The 18024-nt window shown below is 67.2% G+C and carries 21 protein-coding genes; 8 read left to right on the top strand and 13 right to left on the bottom strand.

The features are described from left to right. Positions 1–18 precede the first annotated feature (18 nt). Positions 19–873: an Abi family protein gene (locus tag OU998_RS05205; RefSeq protein ID WP_267515771.1), complete on the top strand. Its 855-nt coding sequence runs from the start codon at positions 19–21 to the stop codon at positions 871–873. Between the two features lie 17 nt (positions 874–890). Here the strand turns inward: OU998_RS05205 and recN are convergent, their stop codons facing one another. Genes recN through OU998_RS05185 form a run of 4 tightly spaced genes read right to left on the bottom strand, consistent with a single transcriptional unit; the run spans position 891 to position 4073 of the window. Continuing rightward, entirely contained in the window at positions 891–2588 is a 1698-nt protein-coding gene (gene recN, locus OU998_RS05200; protein WP_267515770.1) for a DNA repair protein RecN, read from the bottom strand. Positions 2589–2643: 55 nt separating this feature from the next. Further along, positions 2644–2934 carry a BrnA antitoxin family protein gene (locus tag OU998_RS05195; protein ID WP_267515769.1) on the bottom strand — a complete coding sequence of 97 codons (291 nt, stop codon included), beginning with the start codon at positions 2932–2934 and terminating at the stop codon, positions 2644–2646. Then, a complete protein-coding gene (locus tag OU998_RS05190) occupies positions 2897–3181 on the bottom strand; it encodes a BrnT family toxin (RefSeq protein ID WP_267515768.1) in 285 nt (94 codons plus the stop codon). The genes OU998_RS05195 and OU998_RS05190 overlap by 38 nt, the downstream gene beginning before the upstream one ends. Before the next feature lie 37 nt (positions 3182–3218). Continuing rightward, positions 3219–4073, bottom strand: coding sequence for an outer membrane protein assembly factor BamD (locus OU998_RS05185; RefSeq protein ID WP_267515767.1), 855 nt, complete (start codon positions 4071–4073; stop codon positions 3219–3221). A gap of 192 nt (positions 4074–4265) precedes the next feature. Between OU998_RS05185 and OU998_RS05180 the strand changes: the two genes are divergently transcribed. The 3 genes from OU998_RS05180 to OU998_RS17045 all read left to right on the top strand — a co-directional run bounded on the left by OU998_RS05180 (position 4266) and on the right by OU998_RS17045 (position 6930). Then, a complete protein-coding gene (locus tag OU998_RS05180) occupies positions 4266–5201 on the top strand; it encodes a ribose-phosphate pyrophosphokinase (protein WP_267515766.1) in 936 nt (311 codons plus the stop codon). An 83-nt stretch (positions 5202–5284) separates the two neighbouring features. Beyond that, on the top strand, positions 5285–6388 hold the full coding sequence (locus OU998_RS05175) for a hypothetical protein (RefSeq protein WP_267515765.1): 1104 nt from the start codon (positions 5285–5287) through the stop codon (positions 6386–6388). A 116-nt stretch (positions 6389–6504) separates the two neighbouring features. Next, complete coding sequence (locus OU998_RS17045; protein WP_420709807.1) at positions 6505–6930, top strand: type II toxin-antitoxin system PemK/MazF family toxin; 426 nt, start codon at positions 6505–6507, stop codon at positions 6928–6930. Between the two features lie 159 nt (positions 6931–7089). Here the strand turns inward: OU998_RS17045 and OU998_RS05170 are convergent, their stop codons facing one another. Then, complete coding sequence (locus OU998_RS05170; RefSeq protein WP_267515764.1) at positions 7090–7299, bottom strand: hypothetical protein; 210 nt, start codon at positions 7297–7299, stop codon at positions 7090–7092. 20 nt (positions 7300–7319) lie between these two features. After that, positions 7320–8600 carry an isocitrate lyase gene (aceA, locus tag OU998_RS05165; RefSeq protein WP_267515763.1) on the bottom strand — a complete coding sequence of 427 codons (1281 nt, stop codon included), beginning with the start codon at positions 8598–8600 and terminating at the stop codon, positions 7320–7322. A 156-nt stretch (positions 8601–8756) separates the two neighbouring features. Here aceA and OU998_RS05160 point away from each other — a divergent pair, with 156 nt between their 5' ends. From OU998_RS05160 to OU998_RS05150, 3 genes are read left to right on the top strand one after another with little or no spacing between them, the layout of a single operon-like run. Next, on the top strand, positions 8757–10202 hold the full coding sequence (locus OU998_RS05160) for a helix-turn-helix domain-containing protein (protein WP_267515762.1): 1446 nt from the start codon (positions 8757–8759) through the stop codon (positions 10200–10202). A gap of 36 nt (positions 10203–10238) precedes the next feature. Next, positions 10239–10586 carry a hypothetical protein gene (locus tag OU998_RS05155; RefSeq protein ID WP_267515761.1) on the top strand — a complete coding sequence of 116 codons (348 nt, stop codon included), beginning with the start codon at positions 10239–10241 and terminating at the stop codon, positions 10584–10586. Then, entirely contained in the window at positions 10583–10855 is a 273-nt protein-coding gene (locus OU998_RS05150; RefSeq protein WP_267515760.1) for a type II toxin-antitoxin system RelE/ParE family toxin, read from the top strand. Before OU998_RS05155 ends, OU998_RS05150 begins: the two co-directional genes overlap by 4 nt. Positions 10856–10868: 13 nt before the next feature. Here the strand turns inward: OU998_RS05150 and OU998_RS05145 are convergent, their stop codons facing one another. The 3 genes from OU998_RS05145 to OU998_RS05135 form a co-directional block, all read right to left on the bottom strand. Then, positions 10869–11699, bottom strand: coding sequence for a universal stress protein (locus tag OU998_RS05145; RefSeq protein ID WP_267515759.1), 831 nt, complete (start codon positions 11697–11699; stop codon positions 10869–10871). 72 nt (positions 11700–11771) lie between these two features. After that, positions 11772–13220, bottom strand: coding sequence for a hypothetical protein (locus OU998_RS05140; RefSeq protein WP_267515758.1), 1449 nt, complete (start codon positions 13218–13220; stop codon positions 11772–11774). 65 nt (positions 13221–13285) lie between these two features. Continuing rightward, a complete protein-coding gene (locus tag OU998_RS05135) occupies positions 13286–14275 on the bottom strand; it encodes a helix-turn-helix transcriptional regulator (RefSeq protein WP_267515757.1) in 990 nt (329 codons plus the stop codon). Between the two features lie 92 nt (positions 14276–14367). Between OU998_RS05135 and OU998_RS05130 the strand changes: the two genes are divergently transcribed. Further along, positions 14368–14592: a hypothetical protein gene (locus tag OU998_RS05130; protein ID WP_267515756.1), complete on the top strand. Its 225-nt coding sequence runs from the start codon at positions 14368–14370 to the stop codon at positions 14590–14592. Between the two features lie 14 nt (positions 14593–14606). Here OU998_RS05130 and OU998_RS05125 read toward each other — a convergent pair whose 3' ends face one another. From OU998_RS05125 to OU998_RS05110, 4 genes are all read right to left on the bottom strand, one after another. Next, positions 14607–15716, bottom strand: coding sequence for an acyltransferase family protein (locus OU998_RS05125; RefSeq protein ID WP_267515755.1), 1110 nt, complete (start codon positions 15714–15716; stop codon positions 14607–14609). A 211-nt stretch (positions 15717–15927) separates the two neighbouring features. Further along, positions 15928–17349, bottom strand: a complete 1422-nt coding sequence (locus tag OU998_RS05120) for an NAD(P)(+) transhydrogenase (Re/Si-specific) subunit beta (RefSeq protein ID WP_267515754.1) — start codon at positions 17347–17349, stop codon at positions 15928–15930. Between the two features lie 13 nt (positions 17350–17362). Beyond that, entirely contained in the window at positions 17363–17629 is a 267-nt protein-coding gene (locus OU998_RS05115) for a hypothetical protein (protein WP_267515753.1), read from the bottom strand. Then, on the bottom strand, positions 17626–17961 hold the full coding sequence (locus OU998_RS05110) for an NAD(P) transhydrogenase subunit alpha (RefSeq protein WP_183195948.1): 336 nt from the start codon (positions 17959–17961) through the stop codon (positions 17626–17628). The genes OU998_RS05115 and OU998_RS05110 overlap by 4 nt, the downstream gene beginning before the upstream one ends. Between the last annotated feature and the right edge of the window lie 63 nt (positions 17962–18024).

The following is an 18024-nucleotide window of genomic DNA, read 5'->3' as shown; positions in this document are numbered from 1 at the left end:
GCGGTCCTTTTCGTTTAAATGGCGCTTCCTCCCTACAGAAAGCCCCATGCGGCGCCTGCGGACTGGGTTCGCCATCTGAGCGAGCGCGGGCTGATTGTGGCCAATCCCCAAGTCGCGGCCGTCGAAATCGACCTGATCGGCTACGAGCGGCTGCGGATTTATTTCATCGCCCGCCGGCAGGCCCATCTGCCCGGCAAGCCGTTCCGACCCCATACGAGCTACGCCGACATTCTGCAGCTGTATGAGTGTGATCGTCAGCTGCGTTCAGCCTGTTTCGACGCTTGCGGGATATTCGAGGTAGCGTTCCGCAACAGTATGTCAGAGGCGCTAACCAGCATCCATGGGAGCCATCCTCACAAGCAAGTCGACGCCTTCCACAACGCCTCGGCCCGTCGAGAGGCGATGAGTCAACTCGCGACCGTTTATGCAAAGTCAAAAGACGCCCGGGCGCGTCACTACATGCAGACATATGGCGACCCCGTTCTACCGCCATTCTGGACCATCAAGGAGTTCCTGACGTTCGGAGCGAGCGTGCGGTTTTACAAGCTGCTGGCCAATCCGATGAGGGCGACCATCGCCGCAGCGTTCGGCCTTCCCTCCCATGATGTCTTCACCAACTGGCTGGAGTGTCTGGTCGATCTTCGAAATGTCTGCGCGCACCATGATCGCCTGTTCAACCGCACTCTTCAGAAGCAGCCTGCCCGCCTTCGTCGGCACAATCTCCCAGTAGCGCCCAGCAACAAGCTCAAAAGCCTGTTGGAATGCCTCGACTTCATGTTGGTCCAGCGCGGCCTGCCGGCGGGAACTGTGGATAAGGTCAGCCAAATCCTGCGAGATCACCCGGCGGTGCGCCACGCAGAAGTCGGGTACTGATCGCCTCGCCCCCCCCCCTACCCGATCAACGCCCTTGCCGCCGCCCTTGCCTCATCCGTGATCTCCGCCCCCGACAGCATCCGCGCGATCTCCTCCTGACGGCGCGCGTCGTCCAGGGCGACGACGGTGGTGGTGGTCGCGCCGTCGTGGTCGGCCTTCATCACCTTCCAGTGGGCGTGGCCGCGGGCGGCGACCTGGGGGCTGTGGGTGACGACCAGGACCTGGGCGCCGGTGGACAGGCGTTTCAGGCGCGAGCCGACGGCCTCGGCCACGGCGCCGCCGACGCCCTGGTCCACCTCGTCGAAGATCATGACCGGCTGGCGCATGTCCTCGCGGCTGGCCAGGGCGGCCTTCATGGCTAGGGCGAAGCGGGCCAGTTCGCCGCCCGAGGCGATGGCGTCCAGCGGGCCGAAGTCGGTTCCGGCGTTGGTGGCGATCTGGAAGCGGACGGTCTCGACTCCATCGGGGCCGCGCCGGCCCTCGATCGGCTCAAGCGCGACGCGGAACCGGGCGCGCTCCAGCTTCAGCGGGCCCAGTTCGCCCATGACGGCGGCGGTCAGGCGGTCGGCCGCCGCCTCGCGCGCCGAGGTCAGGAAGGTGGCGGCCAGGTCGTAGGATTCGGCGGCCTCGGCGGCTTCGCGGCCGGCGTTGGCCAGGGCCTCTTCGCCGTCCTCGATCAGGCGAAGTTGCTCGCGCAGGCGGATGCGTAAGGAAGGCAGGGCGTCGACCGTGGTGTTCAGCTTGCGGGCGGCGGCGCGCAGGGCGAACAGCCGTTCCTCGGCCTTGTCCAGGCGGCCGGGCTCATAGTCGAAGGCGTCGGCGGCGGCGTCCACGGCGGCGACCGCCTCGGCCGCCTCGACCATGGTGCGGTCGATGGCCTCGACGGCGGCGGACAGTTTGACGATGACCGGATGGTCGCCCTCGGCCCCCGCCTGGCCGGCGCGCTGGCGGGCGTGTTCGACGGCGCGAAGGGCCGCGCCCAGCTTCTGGCTCAGCTTGTCGCCGCCCAGCTGGGTGCGGGCGTCGGCTAAGTCGGCGATGGCTTTTTCGGCGGCGCCCAGCAGGGCGCGTTCGCCGGCCAGTTCCGTCTCCTCGTCGGCGCGAGGGTCCAGGGCGTCCAGTTCGGACAGGTTCTGGCTGATCTCGTCCAGACGCGCGGCGGCGTCGGCGGCCTGGGCCTTCAGCTCGGCCAGCTTGGCCTCGGCGGCCTTCAGCTTGGTCGCGGCGGCGGCGACGGCCTGGAGCTGGGGCTGAAGCCCGCCATAGGCGTCCAGCAGGCCCCGGTGGGTGCGCCAGTCCAGCAGGCCGACGGTCTCATGCTGGCCGTGAACCTCGACCAGGGCGGCGCCGATCTCGCGCAGGGCCGTGACCCCGGCGGGCTGGTCGTTGACATAGGCGCGGCTGCGGCCGTCGGCGTTCAGCACCCGGCGCAGGATCAGATCCTCGCCCGGCTGGACCTCGAATCCCTTGTCGGCGATCAGGGCCAGCAGGTCGGGATCGTCCGGGGCGCTGAAGATGGCGGTGGCCACAGCCTGTTTGGCCCCGTGGCGCACCAGGCCGGCGTCGCCGCGCCCGCCCAGGGCCAGACCGAGGGCGTCCAGAATGATCGACTTGCCCGCCCCCGTCTCACCGGTCAGCACGGTCAATCCGGTCTCGACGTCGAGATCCAGCACGTCGACCAGGACGACGTCGCGGATGGAAAGGGCGGTCAGCATGGGCGCACGCGATTCGGCATGGGGCGCAGTCTAGCGCGTGGCGGCGTGAAAGGAATCAGAGACCGGAGGCCCGACGCAGGGCGGCGTTGATGCCCGACTGCCAGCCCGGCCCCTGGGCGCGCCAATGCTCCAGCAGATCGGCGTCCAGCCGCAGGGTGACCTGCTGTTTGGGCGCCTCGGCCTTGGGGCGGCCGGGGGCGCGTTTGAACTGGTTGAGGATATAGTCGGGCAGGACGTCACGTGCGGGGCGAAGTTTCGCCGCCCGCTCTGCGGTCAGCTCAGGCGCGTCGTCCTCGTCGAGAAAAGGCTCAGAGGCCGCTTCCGACACCCCTTTGTTCTCGGACATATCTCAGCTCCCGGTCATTGGCTCTGCGCAGGCTGATGGCCCGCACCCTTGCGTCTCGAACCGTGAAGGCCAGAACGTGCAGCCGCCCGTCCAGTTCGCCGTAGGCGATCCATCTCGGCTCGCCGTAATCGAAGCGGTCATCCACCTCGATCAAGGCGTCTTGCATCTGGATCTCGTCGGCTCGCAACAGCGAGACGCCGTGCTTGGCGATATTGGCCTCATCCTTCGCCGGGTCGAAGACGATCATTTATGTAACTACATAAATCTGACCGTCAAGGGGACGATCAGCCGGGGATGATCCGCTGCAGCCAGGATTCGCGCTTGGCCTCGGGGGCTTTTTCCGGGGTCTGGCCGTTTTCGGTCAGCAGGGCATAGGCCTCGGCGTACCAGGGGCTGCCGGGGAAGTTGTAACCCAGGACGGCGCCGTTGCGGGTCGCCTCTTCCTTCAGACCCAGCTGCAGATTGACCTCGACCAGGCGGTACAGGGCCTCGGCGGTGTGCGAGGTGCGCTGGAACTCGGGGTTGGCGATAACGGCCTTGTAGCGGTTCAGGGCCGCCAGCGGCTGGTTGGCGCGCTGGTAATAGCGGCCGATGTTCATTTCCTTGCCGGCCAGTTGGTCGTTGACCATGTCGATCTTGACGGCGGCGTCGGTGGCGTAAGCCGTGCCCGGATAGCGGCGGGCCACGTCCTTCAGACCGGCCAGGGCGGCGTTGGCGTAGCCCTGGTCACGACCCACGTCGGTGATCTGTTCAAAGTTGCACACCGCCTTCATGTAGAAGGCGTAGGCCGCCGACGGATTGCCCGGGAACAGCGAGATGAACCGGTCCGACGCCGCGATGGCTTCGGCGTAATTGTTGTTCTGATAATAGGCGAAGACCTGCATCAGGATCGAGCGGCGGGCCCAGTCCGAATAGGGGTGCTGACGCTCCACCTCCTGGAAATAGTCGACGGCGTCGGCCCAGCGCTTCTGTTCCAGACGCTGATAACCGGTGTTGTAGAGCGCCTCGACCGGCCGCTCTTCATAGGCCAGCTTGGGGCGCTTATTGCCGGCGCAACCCGAAATTGTCAGAGCGGCGGCCGCTGCGGCCATCAGCACCAGGCCGGAACGGAACTTAGAAACGGACAAGGACGACCCCATGACGAGCGGAGACCAGCCCTAGGACAGGCCTCCGGAAACGAACGCGGCGATCTCTAGCACCCACGACCGGGACACGCCATGCCGACGAAAACTCTCCGCACACGACTTGCCCTGCCCGGCACCGCTGGTAAAGAGCGCGCCAACCGACCGCCGTTCATGGGGGTCGGATGACGGCGAAAGGATGACCAGCTGATGAAGCTGCTCTCAGGCAACTCCAACCGGGCCCTTTCCCAGGCCATCGCGGACCACCTGGACGGTCCGCTGACCAAGGCCCAGGTCAAGCGTTTCGCCGACAACGAGGTCTTCGCCGTCATCGAAGAGAACGTCCGGGGCGAAGACGTCTTCATTCTTCAGTCGACCAGCTATCCGGCCAACGACAATCTGATGGAGCTGCTGATCATCACGGATGCGCTGGTGCGCGCGTCCGCTCGGCGGATCACGGCCGTCATGCCCTACTTCGGCTACGCCCGTCAGGATCGAAAGACCGGCGGCCGCACGCCGATCTCGGCCAAGCTGGTGGCCAATCTGATCACCCGCGCCGGCGCCGACCGGGTGCTGACCATGGATCTGCACGCCGGTCAGATTCAGGGCTTCTTCGACATCCCGACCGATAATCTGGTGGCCACCCCGGTCCTGGCCCAGGATATCCGCGAACACTATTCGCGCGGCGACGACCTGATGATCGTCTCGCCCGACGTCGGCGGCGTGGTGCGCGCCCGCTCGCTGGCCAGCCGCCTGAACGTCGATCTGGCCATCGTCGATAAGCGTCGCCCCAAGGCGGGCGAGAGCGAGGTGATGAACATCATCGGCGACGTCGAAGGCCGCCGTTGCATCCTGTTCGACGACATCGTCGATTCCGGCGGCACCCTGGTGAACGCGGCCAAGGCCCTGATCGACCACGGCGCGACCGAGGTCTCGGCCTATATCAGCCATGGGGTTCTGTCGGGCCCGGCCGTACAGCGGATCACCGACGGCCCGCTGAAGGAACTGGTGATCACCGACTCCATCGAGCAGCCGCACGAAGTGTTGAACTGCAAGAAAATCCGCACGGTTTCGGTCGCTCCGCTTATCGGTGAAGCTATCCGACGGATCGCCAACGAGGAATCCGTGTCGAAGTTGTTCGATTAATTTTCGGCAAACCCGTTTCGGCACGTTATAAGCGCCTTTCAGTAAGCGCCCCTTCGGGGCGCATAGTTCTGTGGACGCGCCCTATGCCCAAGGCCTTAATGACCCGCGGCCTGTCGATCGCCGCCCTCGCAGCCGCCGCTTTCCTGGCGAGCTGCAGCACCAAGGAACCCGAGGCGGCGCCGCCACCGCCGCCTCCGCCCCCACCGCCCGTCACCCTGAATGAAGGCGTCGCCCAGGCGGCCTCGATCTATGTCGCCTTCCTGAGAGAAGCGGCGACCATTCAGCCCGGCGGTTTCCCGGACGCCGAATCCATTCAGGCCGCCATCCGCAAGGGCGCCTCCTATGAGCCGGCCCAGCTGTCGCGCGGCCTGATCGCCTATGGTTCGATCATCGCTTTGCAATCGCCCGAGTTCGTGGCCGGGGTGCGCCAGTTCGCCGCCGATCCCGTCCAGCGTCAGCAGATGGTCGCCCAGTTGATCGCCGACCCGGCCTATGCCGCCACCCTGCCCGGCGCCGACGCCGCCGCCGGTCTGATCGTGGCCACCATCGGCAAGGACGCCATTGCAATGCGCGCCATCGCCGAAGCCGTCGAGGCCGACGCCTACACGGTTCAGGAAAGGCGTGATCCGCGTCGTCGCTGGGCCGTCACCCCGATTTCAAATCGCGAAATCCGCCTCGAGGGCGCCAAGACCCTGTCGGCGGTGACCATGTTGCCGTCGGCCGAGGAATCCAGCCGCCTGTTCACCGCCGCCAACAGCGGCCAGGGTCTCTCCGTCGAACCGTCCCGCAAGGCGCCGCCCTATACGCCGGCCCTGACGCGATCACTGGCCATCGCGGCCCTGGCCGCGCTCGGCGCCGCCGGGGATGAAGCGCGCGCCAACACCGACGCCCTGGCGGTCGAGAGCAACAGCGAATTCTGCCTGAACATGTCCAAACTGATGCTGTTCCAGTGCCTGGCCGCCTCGCGCCCCAGCTATGAGGACATGTTCTGCCTGGGCCGTCACGTCGCCCGCGACCTGGCCACCTGCACCACCCAGGCGGTGTTCACGCCCTCGATCACCGTCGGCGCTCCGGAAGAGACGGGCACGCCTGGCGCAGTCGTGTCTCCGGTATCGACCACGCTGACGCAAACGCCTGCGCCGTCGCCGACGGCTTCGCTAAACACTGCGCCTTCCGCGTCGCGCTGAGCCTCGCGAGCAGAATAAGGCCCGCCCCGAGCAATCGGGGCGGGCCTTTTCATTTCGACGCACCCAGGTTGCGGGGCTCGCTACCGAAAATCCCCACACGCTGCTAGCCATAGAGGATGGCGATCACCTTTCATCCCAAGCAGGGGGCGATCCTGCTTTGCGACTACGGCACGGGCTTTATCGAGCCGGAAATGGTCAAGCGGCGGCTATGCGTAGTGATTTCACCCCGCCTCAGGCGCCGTGAAGGCCTGTGCAACGTCGTGCCCCTGAGCACGACGGCTCCACGCGACATCTGCGACTATCATTTTGACTTAGAGCTGAAACACGAACTGCCAAGGCCCTGGGAGGGGCAGCACAAATGGGCGAAGTGCGATCTGTTCGCCGCTGTAAGTCATAAGCGCCTATCGCTCATAGGCGTAGGGCGGGGACCTGACGGAAGTCGGAAATATGTCCAACCCCACGTCACGGACGACCAGCTCAAAGGTGTCAGAACCGCCGTGCTGTGCGCCCTAAGCCTTCAGCGGTTGACAGCGCATCTTTAGAGTCCCAAATTCATGTCCGTCCCCGCTCTGCTAATGCATCGGGCTTTGAGACCACTTCGCTTGACGGGGTGGCGGGCTTCAGAAGGCGATGACAAGCCGCTGAAGCTGTCGAATATCAGGGCGCGCCCCGTTCGGGACGCGCCCTTTGTCATTCCCGGCCTATTCGTAGCCGTGGGCGGCTTCGTTGATCACCTGGGACGGCATGGACGAGAAGTCCACGGCGATGGGATTGGCGACCTTGGCCTGATAGGTCCGCAGCACGTGCGTCATGCGACGGCGCACCTCGCGTTCGGCCTCCGTGCCGGTGTCGAGCGCCAGGGGCGCCAGGCAGAAGTCAATGATGGCTTCGGTTCGGGTCAGCGGTTCCATTTGGGCGGTTCCTTTTCGGGTTAAGCCGCGTGGGTGAACTGGGCGGTCTCGGTCGAGTCCTTCAGCGCCGTCGTCGAGGACGTGCCGTTGGAGATGACCGTGGCGACCTGGTCGAAATAGCCGGTGCCGACTTCGCGCTGGTGGCGCGTCGCGGTGTAGCCGATGGATTCGTTGGCGAACTCGCGCTGCTGCAGTTCGGAATAGGCCGCCATGCCGCGATCGCGATAGCCGTCCGCCAGCTCGAACATCGCGTTGTTCAGACTGTGGAAGCCGGCCAGGGTCACGAACTGGAACTTGTAGCCCATGGCCCCCAGCTCGCGCTGGAACTTGGCGATGGTGGCGTCGTCCAGCCTGGCCTTCCAGTTGAAGGAGGGCGAGCAGTTGTAGGCCATCAGCTTGCCCGGATGCTTCTTCTGGATCGCTTCGGCGAACCTCTTCGCATCGTCCAGATCCGGATGGCTGGTCTCCCACCACAGCAGGTCGGCGATATTGGCGTAGGACAGGCCACGCGCGATGCAATGATCCAGACCCGTGCCTTCCTTCAGGCGGAAGAAGCCCTCAGGCGTGCGGTTGTCGCGGTCGATGAAGGGCTGGTCCCGCTCGTCGATGTCCGAGGTGATCAGCTGGGCGCTTTCGGCGTCGGTGCGGGCGACCGTGATGGTCGGCGTGCCCATGACGTCGGCGGCCAAACGCGCCGCGACCAGATTGCGCTCATGCGCCTGGGTCGGAATCAGCACCTTGCCGCCCAGGTGGCCGCACTTCTTCTCGGACGCCAGCTGGTCCTCGAAGTGGACGCCGGCGGCGCCCGCCTCGATGAAGGCCTTCATGATCTCGAAGCTGTTCAGCGGCCCGCCGAAGCCGGCCTCGGCGTCAGCGACGATGGGGACGAACCAATCGCGTTTCGCGCCGCCCTCGGCGTGCTCGATCTGGTCGGCGCGTTGCAGGGTGCGGTTGATGCGGCGGCACAGTTCCGGCGCGGCGTTGGCCGGATACAGCGACTGGTCGGGATACATGGCCCCGGCCGTATTGGCGTCGGCCGCGACCTGCCAGCCCGACAGATAGATGGCCTTCAACCCGGCGCGGACCATCTGCATGGCCTGGTTGCCGGTGACCGCGCCCAGGGCGTTGATGAAGGGCTCGTCGTGCAGCAGCTGCCACAGGCGGTTGGCGCCGCGCTCGGCGAGCGTATGGGTGACCGGCACCGACCCGCGCAGGCGCAGGACGTCTTGCGGCGTATAGGGGCGCTCGATGCCGTCGAAACGGCCGGCGGGCGAAGGAACCAGGTCGGCGAAGGTGGTCATGGTCGAACTCGGTCTCTGGAGGGCGCGGCCGCAGCCGCCGTCTCGGAGACAAGAACACGCGTAAGTCACGAATGACACAGCATCACCCGGCTCATTGATGTCACTTTGTCACATCATGACTTTGCATCATCGGTCATGTTGTGACATTCTGCAGCCATGGACGCCTCCGCTGATCGCAAGCTTTTCCTCGGCGCCCGGCTGAAGCGGCTGCGGCGCGACCTGGCCCTGACCCAGACGTCGATGGCCGCCGATCTGGGGGTTTCCCCTAGCTATCTCAATCACATAGAGCGCAACCAGCGCCCCGTTTCGGCCCAGCTGCTGCTGCGGCTGGCCGAAACCTACGACGTCGATCTGCGCAGCCTGAACCAGGGCGGCGCGGCGGACGAAGCCCGTCTGACCGAGATCCTGGCCGACCCCCTGTTCAAGGGCCTGTCCGCCCCACGCCACGAACTGGTGCAACTGCTGGAGGAGGCGCCGGGCGTCGCCGACGCCTTGCTGCGGCTGTATCAGGCCTTCGACGACGGCCGCACCCGGGCCCGCGCCGCCGCCGAAAACGGCGAAGGCCTGGTCGAGACCAGCCCCGCTGAATGGGTGCGCGAATATATCCAGTCTCGCGGCAACCACTTCCCCGAACTGGACCAGATGGGCGAGGCCCTGGCCGAGGCCCTGGCGGCCGAGGCGCCGGCCCACGCCGACGGCTTCGAACCCGCCGCCCGCCAGCGGCTGGCGGCCAAACACGACCTGGGCGTCCGCACCCTGCCGGCCGAGGTCATGGTGGAATGGACCCGCCGCTACGACCTGCACCGCCGCCGCCTCTTGCTGTCCGAAACCCTGGGGCCGTCGTCGCGCGCCTTCGCCATCGCCTATCAGCTGGCCCTGGTCGAACACGGCCCGGCCCTGAACGACATGGTCCAGGCCGCGAACGCCCCAGACGGACCGACGCGGTCCCTGCTGAAGGTCGCCCTGACCAACACGCTCGCAGCCGCGACCCTGATGCCCTACGCCGCTTTCCAGCGGACGGCGGAGGAGACGGGTTATGACCTGGCGCGGCTCCAGGCCCGGTTCGGGGTCAGCTATGAACAGGCGGCGCATCGGCTGACGACCTTGTCGCGGCCGACGGCGCGGGGCGTGCCCTTCTTCCTGATGCGGGTGGATCAGGCCGGCAACATCTCCAAACGCTATGCGGCCGGCGCTTTTCCCTTCTCGCGCTTCGGCGGCGCCTGCCCGCGCTGGCGGCTGCACTCGGCCTTTCGCACCCCCGGCCGGATCATCACCCAGATCATCGAGACGCCCGCCCAAGACGGAAAGCCCGGCGGCCGCTGGTTCACCTTCGCCCGCACGGTCGAACGCCAGGGCCAGGACGGGTACGGCGAGACCCACGACCTGGCCGTCGGTCTGGGCTGCGAGCTGCGCCACGCCCACCGGCTCGCCTATGCCCACGGCCTGGATCTGGAGCGGCCTGAGGTCACCCCCATCGGCCCCGCCTGCCGCCTGTGCCACCGCCACCCCTGCGCCGAACGCGCCGCCGCGCCGATCGACCGGCCGCTGGCCGTGGACGACTGGTCAAAGTCGGTCAGCCCCTATCCATTCGCGGCGATGTGAGTTCACAACCACTCATAGCTGTGACATGGTTGAGTCATGGCCGATCACGTCCTGACCCTGCCCCTGACCGACGCGGCGCTTGAGCGGCTCAAGGTCGCTGCGCGCGCGGCGGGTATGGAACCGGAGGCCTATGCCGTCGCACTCCTGGACAGGGCGCTCGCGAGCGGGCGTGACGCCCCCTCCGGCGACTTCGAAGTCCGAGAGAAGGACGCCGCCTTCATCGTGGACAGCCCAGAGCCTTGGCCTCCGACCACGCCTTACGACACCACCGAGGCCAAACGTCGGCTGGCTGAGTACGACCGCACCGGCAATTTCGTCGAGTTCGAGGACTGGGCGGCGGATTTCGAGGCTGAGATCGAGGCCATGTTGAAGGCCAAGGCTTGAAAATACGGCTGTCGCTCGATGCGATTCAGGATCGCCGACGGGTCATCGGCTTTCTGCGGGGCGTCAATCCAAACGCCGCCCGACGAGCAGGCCATACCATCACCCGGTCCATAGGCCGACTGGCGGAGACCCCGATGATCGGGATCGACCTGGACGGTCTACGCCACCTCTACATCCCCTTCGGCGCCAGCGGCTACGTCGTCCAATACCGGGTCGATGCGGACGTGGTCGTGGTCGCCCGCATCTTCCACGCCCGCGAAGAGCGCTGAGGCCCCAAAAACCTCAGTGGCTCAGCAGCAGCCAGGATTGGCTGCGGTTCAGCAGGGCCTGGGTGACGCCGCCCAGCACCCATTCGCGCATCCGCGAATGGCCCCAGGCGCCGCAGACGATCAGATTGGCCCCCATCTGTTCGACCAGGGCCAGGATACGGTCGCCCGCCGGGCGTTCATCCCGCACCTTGGCCTCGCTTTCGGCGACGACGCCGTGACGGCGCAGCCAGGCGGCGACGTCGGCGACCCGCGCGGCGGCGGCGGCGGCGTCGGCCGAGGCGCAGATCTCGACCACCTTGACCTCGCGCGCCTGTTTCAACAGCGGCAGGGCGGCGGCGACGGCCCGCTGGGCCTCGCGTCCCTCCTTCCACGCCACCAGTACGACCCCATCGACCGGCGCGGCCTGGGCGTGAGGCGGGGCGACCAGGACCGGCCGGCCGATATTCATGATCAGATCGCCCGCGTCCGGCGCGCGATAGGGCAGCCGTCCGGCGTCACGCCCCACCAGGATCAGGTCCGCCGCGCGGGCGTGGTGCGTGACGCACGAGGCGGGATAGCCGGTCTCGGACCGCCATTCGTGGGCGATGCCGGTGTCCTTCAGCGCCTCGAGGAAACGGGTCTTGGCGGCGTACAGTTCGCCGTCCGCCTGATCCCGCCGCAGGGTCAGGATTTCCCCGGCCATGCCCCCGGCGACATAGGCGTCCACCAGCGGCGGCTCCGGCTCGCTGACGGATATGCCGATCAGGGCGGCGTCATGAATGGCGGCGAGGTCGCGCGCGAAACCGATCCGCGCGACATTGTCGGGTTCGTCGTCCACATAGACCATCAGGCTCGCATAGGTCATGGCGATGCTCCTTGTTGCCATCGCCTGAATGCGCCCTTCGACGCCTGCTCGCCTTGATCCGCATCAAAATCTTCAGCTCAGGATCACCCGGCCGTTCTCGAGGCGGAAGGCGACGCCGGTGCGCTGGAACAGGCGGGCGATGACGGCGGACGGGTCGGCGACGCCCTGGTCCAGCAGGGTCGAGATGTCGTTGGCCAGGGTGGGATCGCGCGACAGGCGGGTCAGGGCGCCCAGCCATTCACCACGGGTCAGGACGCCGTCCGCATTGTTGCGGCGCTGGAATTCGGCGACCACATCGAAGAAGTCGCCGCCGCCGGCGCGTCGCTCCGCCGCTTCGATGACCATCCCCCACACCGCGCCGCAGGCGTAATAGGCGCGGTTGTCGCCCCGGTCCCCGGCCAAGGACACCGGCTTGCCCGCCGCCAGGGTGACGCAGTCATCCACCTCGCGTTGCAGTTCGGCCCGGTCGTCATAGGCGGGGTCCATGGCCTTCAGGGCCCGCACCGCCATCAGGTCCGCGCCGCCCTCGGTGATCCAGGCTTCGCGGGCGTACTGGTAGCGCAGCCCCTGCGAGCCCAGCCAGAAATGCGCCGCCTCATGGCCGATGAACCAGTGGGCGCGGGCCAGGGCCTGGGCGTCGGGGTTCAGCACCCCCTCCCCTTCGAAATTCATCGAGATCAGGCCCGGCAGGACGCTGCCCCCCATGCTGGACAGGGCCTTGGTCGGGCCGGTCCAGCTGACCATCAGGGTCGGCGCCTCGCCCTGAGCCCGGCCCAGCCGCTGGGCGTAATAGGCCATGACGCGCGGGGTGAAACCGGCCAGTTCGTCGCCCAGCCAGCGCGGCAGGCCGGGGTCGATCACGGTGGTGATCCCCTCCCCCTGGCGCGTCGTCGCGTCGCCGAACAGGACATAGGTCTGGGCGTCCACCGCCGTGACCTGAGACTGGCGCTCGCCCTTGAACAGCACGGGGCCGGCGCGGTCGCGCCAGGTCACGCTGGCCGGACCGCCGGGCACATCGACGCCGTTGAGATCGCGCGGCAGGGCGCGGGCGGCGGCGGCGGACTCCAGAGGAATGACGTCGAACTGACCGGAAAACAGCGCCACCGTGCCGTCCGAAAACACCAGGCCCGGATCATATTCGGCCTCCAGGTCGCCGGGACGCGGCGTCATGACGATACGGACGTCGCGGGGCACAGGACCGCCGTCGGTCGAGCGCAGCACATCATAGTCGCCGATCCGCTCCAGCACGACGCCCGGCGTCTCGACCCGCCACCAGTCCGGCCGCCAGGGCTGGCGGCTTTCGCGCAGCAGGGCCGACCGGAAGAAGGCCCAGGCCGGGGCGTCGCGATCCATCTGATAGTCGGCGGTCCAGCGGTCGCCGTCGCGTTGGACGGTGACGGCGACGCGGCCGTCCTCGGCCACAGGCGGGCCTTGAGGTCCGACGACGGCGGGAGAGGCGCAGGCGGCCACGGCCGAAAGGCCGATGAAGCCCGCGCAGATAAGGGCCGTCTTCAGACGCATGAAACTCTCCGATAGGTCAGGGCGGCCATAGCGACGACCGGCGACAGCGTCACCTTAAGCCTTCGTCATCCGCGGGCCGCGTCCAGAGCGCGTCCGGCCGCCGCCAGTTCCCCGGCCATGACCGCCTTCAGCCGCTGGGGCGCCAGGATCACCGCCTGTTCGCCCCAGGTGAACAGGTGCCAGGCCAGTTCACGCATGCCGGACGCCCGGAACCGCACGATCACGCCGCCGTCCGCCTGATCCTCGAACGTCTGGGTGGGGTGCCAGCGCCAGCTCTTGGCCTCGGCCGCGCCTTCAGGGGCGATGCGCAGGACCACCTCCTCGATCTCGTCCTGATAGATGCCGAACGACTGGCTGGCGAAGACGCCCAGGTCGAAGTCGGCGGGCGGGACCGCCACCCCCTCCTGCGGGGCGACGCTGCTCATCCGGTCCAGGCGAAAGGTCTGGATACGGCCGGTCTCGCGGTCGGCGGCGACCAGATAGTTGGCGCGGCCGAACATGACCCCGCACGGCGCGACGGCCCGCCGGCGCGGTTCGGCGCCCGGTCGGGAATAGGTGAAGCCCAGCGGCTGTTGCGCCAGCACCGCCCCGCGAATGGCGGTCAGCAGGCCTTCGTCGGCAGACGGACGCGGCCCGGCCTGGACGGCGATGGTCTCGGCCCGGACCAGGGCCTCCAGGTCCGGGGCCATCCGGTTCAGGGTGGTGGAGCGCATCGCCGCCTTCAGCTTGCGCTCCAGCCCCTCCAGCGCCGCCGCCCGCGCCGGTTCGCCCGCCGCGCGCAGGGCCGTGGCCGCCTTGGACAACTCCAACATCTCGGTCGAGGTCGGCGCCTGTTCAAAGGCCGACAGGCCGCCGCGAATACGCCAGCGTTTCGACGGCGGGTCCGACACCTCCTCCACCGTCGGAAACAGCATGAAGACGGCGTCGCGCATTCGCTCGGCGGTGCGCCGGCTGACGCGCATGTCGCGCGCCATTTCATCCAAGGTCAGGCCCTCGGCGCTGGCGGCCAGCCGCCGCGCCAAGTCGATCACCATGGCCGCCTTGTCGTGTCTCACCGTCGCTCCTGAACGATACGTCCGTTTCTGACGCATCAGTGCGCCATAACATCATCATCGACAAGAGGCCGACCGCTTCAGGAGATCATCAAATGGCTCGTTTCCAACCTACCCACGCCGTCAACGCCAACCGCTATCTGATCGTCCCGTGCGAAGCCGACGGCTCGTCGGACCTGGCCGTCATCTGGGATCGGCTGGAGGAACAGGTGGTGGACGTCATCTCCGCCGCCGCCATCGCCCGCTATTCGGACGAGGACGCCCTGTGGGACGAAGCCCGGTCGGACCCGGCGGAAACGCCCTGGCTGATGGCGGCCTGAACGCGTCTCAGGGCTCAGGCGACTTTGGGCTTGGTCCAGCGGTCGATCAGACACTGGGCCGGCCGTTCGACCTGATTGTGCGCCACGACCGCGATCACGACGATGAAGCCGAACAGACCCAGCGCGAACAGGTCGTTCAGCCAGACCGAGCCGAAATCGACGCGCCGCCCGCCGGGCAGCCAGTCCAGCTTGCGCGCGATGATCAGCATCACGGTCAGGATGAACATGTGGACCATGTAGATGGAGAAGGACCAGCGCCCCAGGGTCACCAGGGCCGGATGATCCAGCAGGCGCGACACCCGCCCCTCCTCGCCCGCGAACACCCAGACCAGGACGACGAAGACCAGGGTCACGGCCACCGTCACCGGCCCCTGGGCCCAGGCCACGAAGACGCAGGTTCCGACGACGGCCGCGATCTCCAGCCCCGTGGCCGCCAGCCCCTTCAGGCGCGGGATATTCATCCATAGACCCTGCAACAGGCAGCCCAGGAAGAAGCCGTAGACCGCGCGCGGCACGGCGAAATCATAGGTGGTGTTCATCCAGCGCCGGGCATAGCTGACCACCAGAACCCCGCCGACGATGGCCAGAACCAGGCCGATCCAGCGGAACCGCTTGGGCGCGACCAGCACCAGACCGGCGAAGATCAGATAACAGGCCCATTCCGCGCTCAGCGTCCAGGACGGGCCGTTCCAGGTCAGATGCGGATGGACGTGCCAGGCCTGGATCAGGGCCAGATTGGTGAAGATCGCCCACACCGACCGGTCCCCGGTAAACGGCGCCGCACTATCGAAATGGAAGGCCAGCCGCGCCAGCTCCAACCCGACATAGGCCGCCAGCATCAGCACGTGCATCGGCCAGATCCGCCCGAACCGCCGCACCATGAACCGCCCAGCGTCCGCCCCCGTCTTCAGCCGCTCGGCATAGGCATGGGCGATGACGAAGCCCGACAGGACGAAGAAATAATCGACGAACAGATAGGCGTGCTGAATGAAGTCCCAGGTCCGCCAATGGCTGGCCACCGGCATATGGAACATGACCACCAGAACCGCGCACACCCCGCGCAGGGAATCGAGCGCCTCGAAACGGCGATGGGCGACGGGGGCGGGTTTGGATAGAGCGTTCACGGACGCGTGATAGCGCCGGTGCGGGCCGGGCGATAGGGGTTTCGGCGGTCGGCGAGACGATGGGCGGCGACGAGTGACAGCCTCCCTCCGCCCGTCATCCTAGGCCTTGTGCCTAGGATCCATACGCCCGGTGTTAAAAGCCGCGCCCCTTGCGGAGACGCCTGTGTTTATGGATCCTAGGCACAAGGCCTAGGATGACGAACGTGGGGCGTCACAGCCCCTTCACGATCCCCTCGACCATCTTCTTGGCATCCGCGAACAGCATCATGGTGTTGTCGCGGAAGAACAGCTCGTTCTCCACCCCCGCATAGCCCGAGCCCATGCCGCGCTTGATGAACAGAACGGTCCCGGCCTTCTCCACGTCCAGGATCGGCATGCCGTAGATGGCGCTGGTGGGGTCGGTCTTGGCGGCGGGGTTGGTGACGTCGTTGGCGCCGATGACGAAGGCGACGTCGGCGGTGGCGAACTCGGCGTTGATGTCCTCCAGCTCGAACACCTCGTCATAGGGGACATTGGCCTCGGCCAGCAGGACGTTCATATGGCCGGGCATGCGGCCGGCGACGGGGTGGATGGCGTATTTCACCTCGACCCCTTCCTCCTTCAGCTTGTCGGCCATTTCGCGCAGCGCATGCTGGGCCTGGGCCACGGCCATGCCGTAGCCGGGCACGATGATGACCTTGGAGGCGTTCTTCATGATGAAGGCGGCGTCCTCGGCCGAGCCCTGTTTGACGGGCCGGGTCTCCTTGGCGCCGGCCGGACCGGCCGCCGCATCCGCGCCGCCGAAGCCGCCCAGGATGACGCTGATGAAGCTGCGGTTCATGCCCTTGCACATGATGTAGCTCAGGATAGCGCCCGACGACCCGACCAGGGCGCCGGTGATGATCAGGGCGATATTCTCCAGCGTGAAGCCCAGGGCCGCCGCCGCCCAGCCGGAATAGGAGTTCAGCATCGACACCACCACGGGCATGTCGGCGCCGCCGATGGGGACGATCAGGGTCGCGCCCAGCACCAGGGCGATCAGGAACACACCCCAGAAGGCCCAGGTCGCCGACCCGCCGGTGCCGATCAGAATCCCGATCAGGAAGACCAGGCCGAGCGCCAGGCCGACATTGATCAGGTGCCGCGCCGGCAGGAGAATGGGCGCGCCGCTCATGTTGCCGTTCAGCTTGGCGAAGGCGATGACCGAGCCGGTGAAGGTGATGGCCCCGATGGCGACGCCCAGCGACAGTTCGACGATCGACAGGGTCTTGATGCCCGTCCCGTCCTCCGACAGAATTCCAAACGCCTCGGGCGCATAGACGGCGCCGATGGCGACCAGGCAGGCGGCCATGCCGACCAGGCTGTGGAAGGCGGCGACCAGTTGCGGCATGTCGGTCATGGCCACGCGCCGCGCGATCAGGGCGCCGGCCCCGCCGCCGACCACGACCCCGCCCGCGATCAGGGCCAGGGTGACCTTGTCCAGCGCCCCGGTGGTCCCCAGGGTCAGCAGGGTCACGCCGATGGCCAGGGCCATGCCGATCATGCCGTAGGTATTGCCCCGTCGGCTGGTCTCGGGGCTGGACAGGCCGCGCAGCGACAGGATGAACAGGACGCCCGAAACCAGATAGGCCAGTGCGGCCAGCGATGCGTTCATCACGCCCCTCCCCTCAAGACGTGCGCGCCAACCGCCACAGGGCGGCGGCGATGAACAACGGGCCGATGAAGAACAGGGCCCATTCGAAGACGCCCAACGGCCGGTCCTGGGTCACGACCCGGACCAGAATGGCCGAAAAGACAAAGGCGATGCCGCAGTCGTGCAGCCGCTGACGCTTGATCGGAACCTTGGTCCCGAACCAGCCGTACAGCCACAGGCCGAACCCCAGGCCGGTGGCGACCCAGGAGCCCCCGACGGCGATCTGCGCGGCGTCGGTCATGCGGCGCTCTTGGGAGCCGGCCGCTCCTTCTTCTTGTACATGGCCAGCATCCTACGGGTGACCATGAAGCCGCCGAAGATGTTGACGCTGGCCAGGGTCACGGCCAGCACGCCCGCGCCCTTGGCGATCCAGGCGCTGGGGCCGGTGACGTCGCCCGACACGGCGGCCGCCGCGATCAGGCCGCCGACGATGATGACGCTGGACACCGCATTGGTCACGGCCATCAGCGGCGTGTGCAGGGCCGGGGTCACGCTCCAGACGACATAATAGCCGACGAAGATGGCCAGGACGAAGATGGCCAGGCGGAAGACGGTGGGATCGACGTGTTCCATGATTACCTTTCTCCCTCCCCGGCACGGGGAGGGTGGCTGACGCGAAGCGTCAGACGGGTGGGG

This window comes from Brevundimonas sp. SL130 (assembly GCF_026625805.1).
Taxonomy (GTDB): domain Bacteria; phylum Pseudomonadota; class Alphaproteobacteria; order Caulobacterales; family Caulobacteraceae; genus Brevundimonas.
The sequence above is the reverse complement of the archived record's forward strand: the minus strand, read 5'-3'. Positions and strand labels throughout refer to the sequence as shown.

What these genes read in the sequence shown, in the direction of transcription:
- OU998_RS05160 (WP_267515762.1), top strand. Translation starts at nt 8,757, where the DNA reads ATGGACGCCTCCGCTGATCGCAAGCTTTTCCTCGGCGCCCGGCTGAAG.
- OU998_RS05130 (WP_267515756.1), top strand. Translation starts at nt 14,368, where the DNA reads ATGGCTCGTTTCCAACCTACCCACGCCGTCAACGCCAACCGCTATCTG.
- OU998_RS05110 (WP_183195948.1), bottom strand. Translation starts at nt 17,961, where the DNA reads ATGGAACACGTCGATCCCACCGTCTTCCGCCTGGCCATCTTCGTCCTG.
- OU998_RS05175 (WP_267515765.1), top strand. Translation starts at nt 5,285, where the DNA reads ATGCCCAAGGCCTTAATGACCCGCGGCCTGTCGATCGCCGCCCTCGCA.
- OU998_RS05185 (WP_267515767.1), bottom strand. Translation starts at nt 4,073, where the DNA reads ATGGGGTCGTCCTTGTCCGTTTCTAAGTTCCGTTCCGGCCTGGTGCTG.
- OU998_RS05115 (WP_267515753.1), bottom strand. Translation starts at nt 17,629, where the DNA reads ATGACCGACGCCGCGCAGATCGCCGTCGGGGGCTCCTGGGTCGCCACC.
- OU998_RS05190 (WP_267515768.1), bottom strand. Translation starts at nt 3,181, where the DNA reads ATGATCGTCTTCGACCCGGCGAAGGATGAGGCCAATATCGCCAAGCAC.
- OU998_RS05140 (WP_267515758.1), bottom strand. Translation starts at nt 13,220, where the DNA reads ATGCGTCTGAAGACGGCCCTTATCTGCGCGGGCTTCATCGGCCTTTCG.
- OU998_RS05120 (WP_267515754.1), bottom strand. Translation starts at nt 17,349, where the DNA reads ATGAACGCATCGCTGGCCGCACTGGCCTATCTGGTTTCGGGCGTCCTG.
- OU998_RS05205 (WP_267515771.1), top strand. Translation starts at nt 19, where the DNA reads ATGGCGCTTCCTCCCTACAGAAAGCCCCATGCGGCGCCTGCGGACTGG.
- aceA (WP_267515763.1), bottom strand. Translation starts at nt 8,600, where the DNA reads ATGACCACCTTCGCCGACCTGGTTCCTTCGCCCGCCGGCCGTTTCGAC.
- OU998_RS05145 (WP_267515759.1), bottom strand. Translation starts at nt 11,699, where the DNA reads ATGACCTATGCGAGCCTGATGGTCTATGTGGACGACGAACCCGACAAT.
- OU998_RS05180 (WP_267515766.1), top strand. Translation starts at nt 4,266, where the DNA reads ATGAAGCTGCTCTCAGGCAACTCCAACCGGGCCCTTTCCCAGGCCATC.
- OU998_RS05170 (WP_267515764.1), bottom strand. Translation starts at nt 7,299, where the DNA reads ATGGAACCGCTGACCCGAACCGAAGCCATCATTGACTTCTGCCTGGCG.
- OU998_RS17045 (WP_420709807.1), top strand. Translation starts at nt 6,505, where the DNA reads ATGGCGATCACCTTTCATCCCAAGCAGGGGGCGATCCTGCTTTGCGAC.
- OU998_RS05155 (WP_267515761.1), top strand. Translation starts at nt 10,239, where the DNA reads ATGGCCGATCACGTCCTGACCCTGCCCCTGACCGACGCGGCGCTTGAG.
- OU998_RS05195 (WP_267515769.1), bottom strand. Translation starts at nt 2,934, where the DNA reads ATGTCCGAGAACAAAGGGGTGTCGGAAGCGGCCTCTGAGCCTTTTCTC.
- recN (WP_267515770.1), bottom strand. Translation starts at nt 2,588, where the DNA reads ATGCTGACCGCCCTTTCCATCCGCGACGTCGTCCTGGTCGACGTGCTG.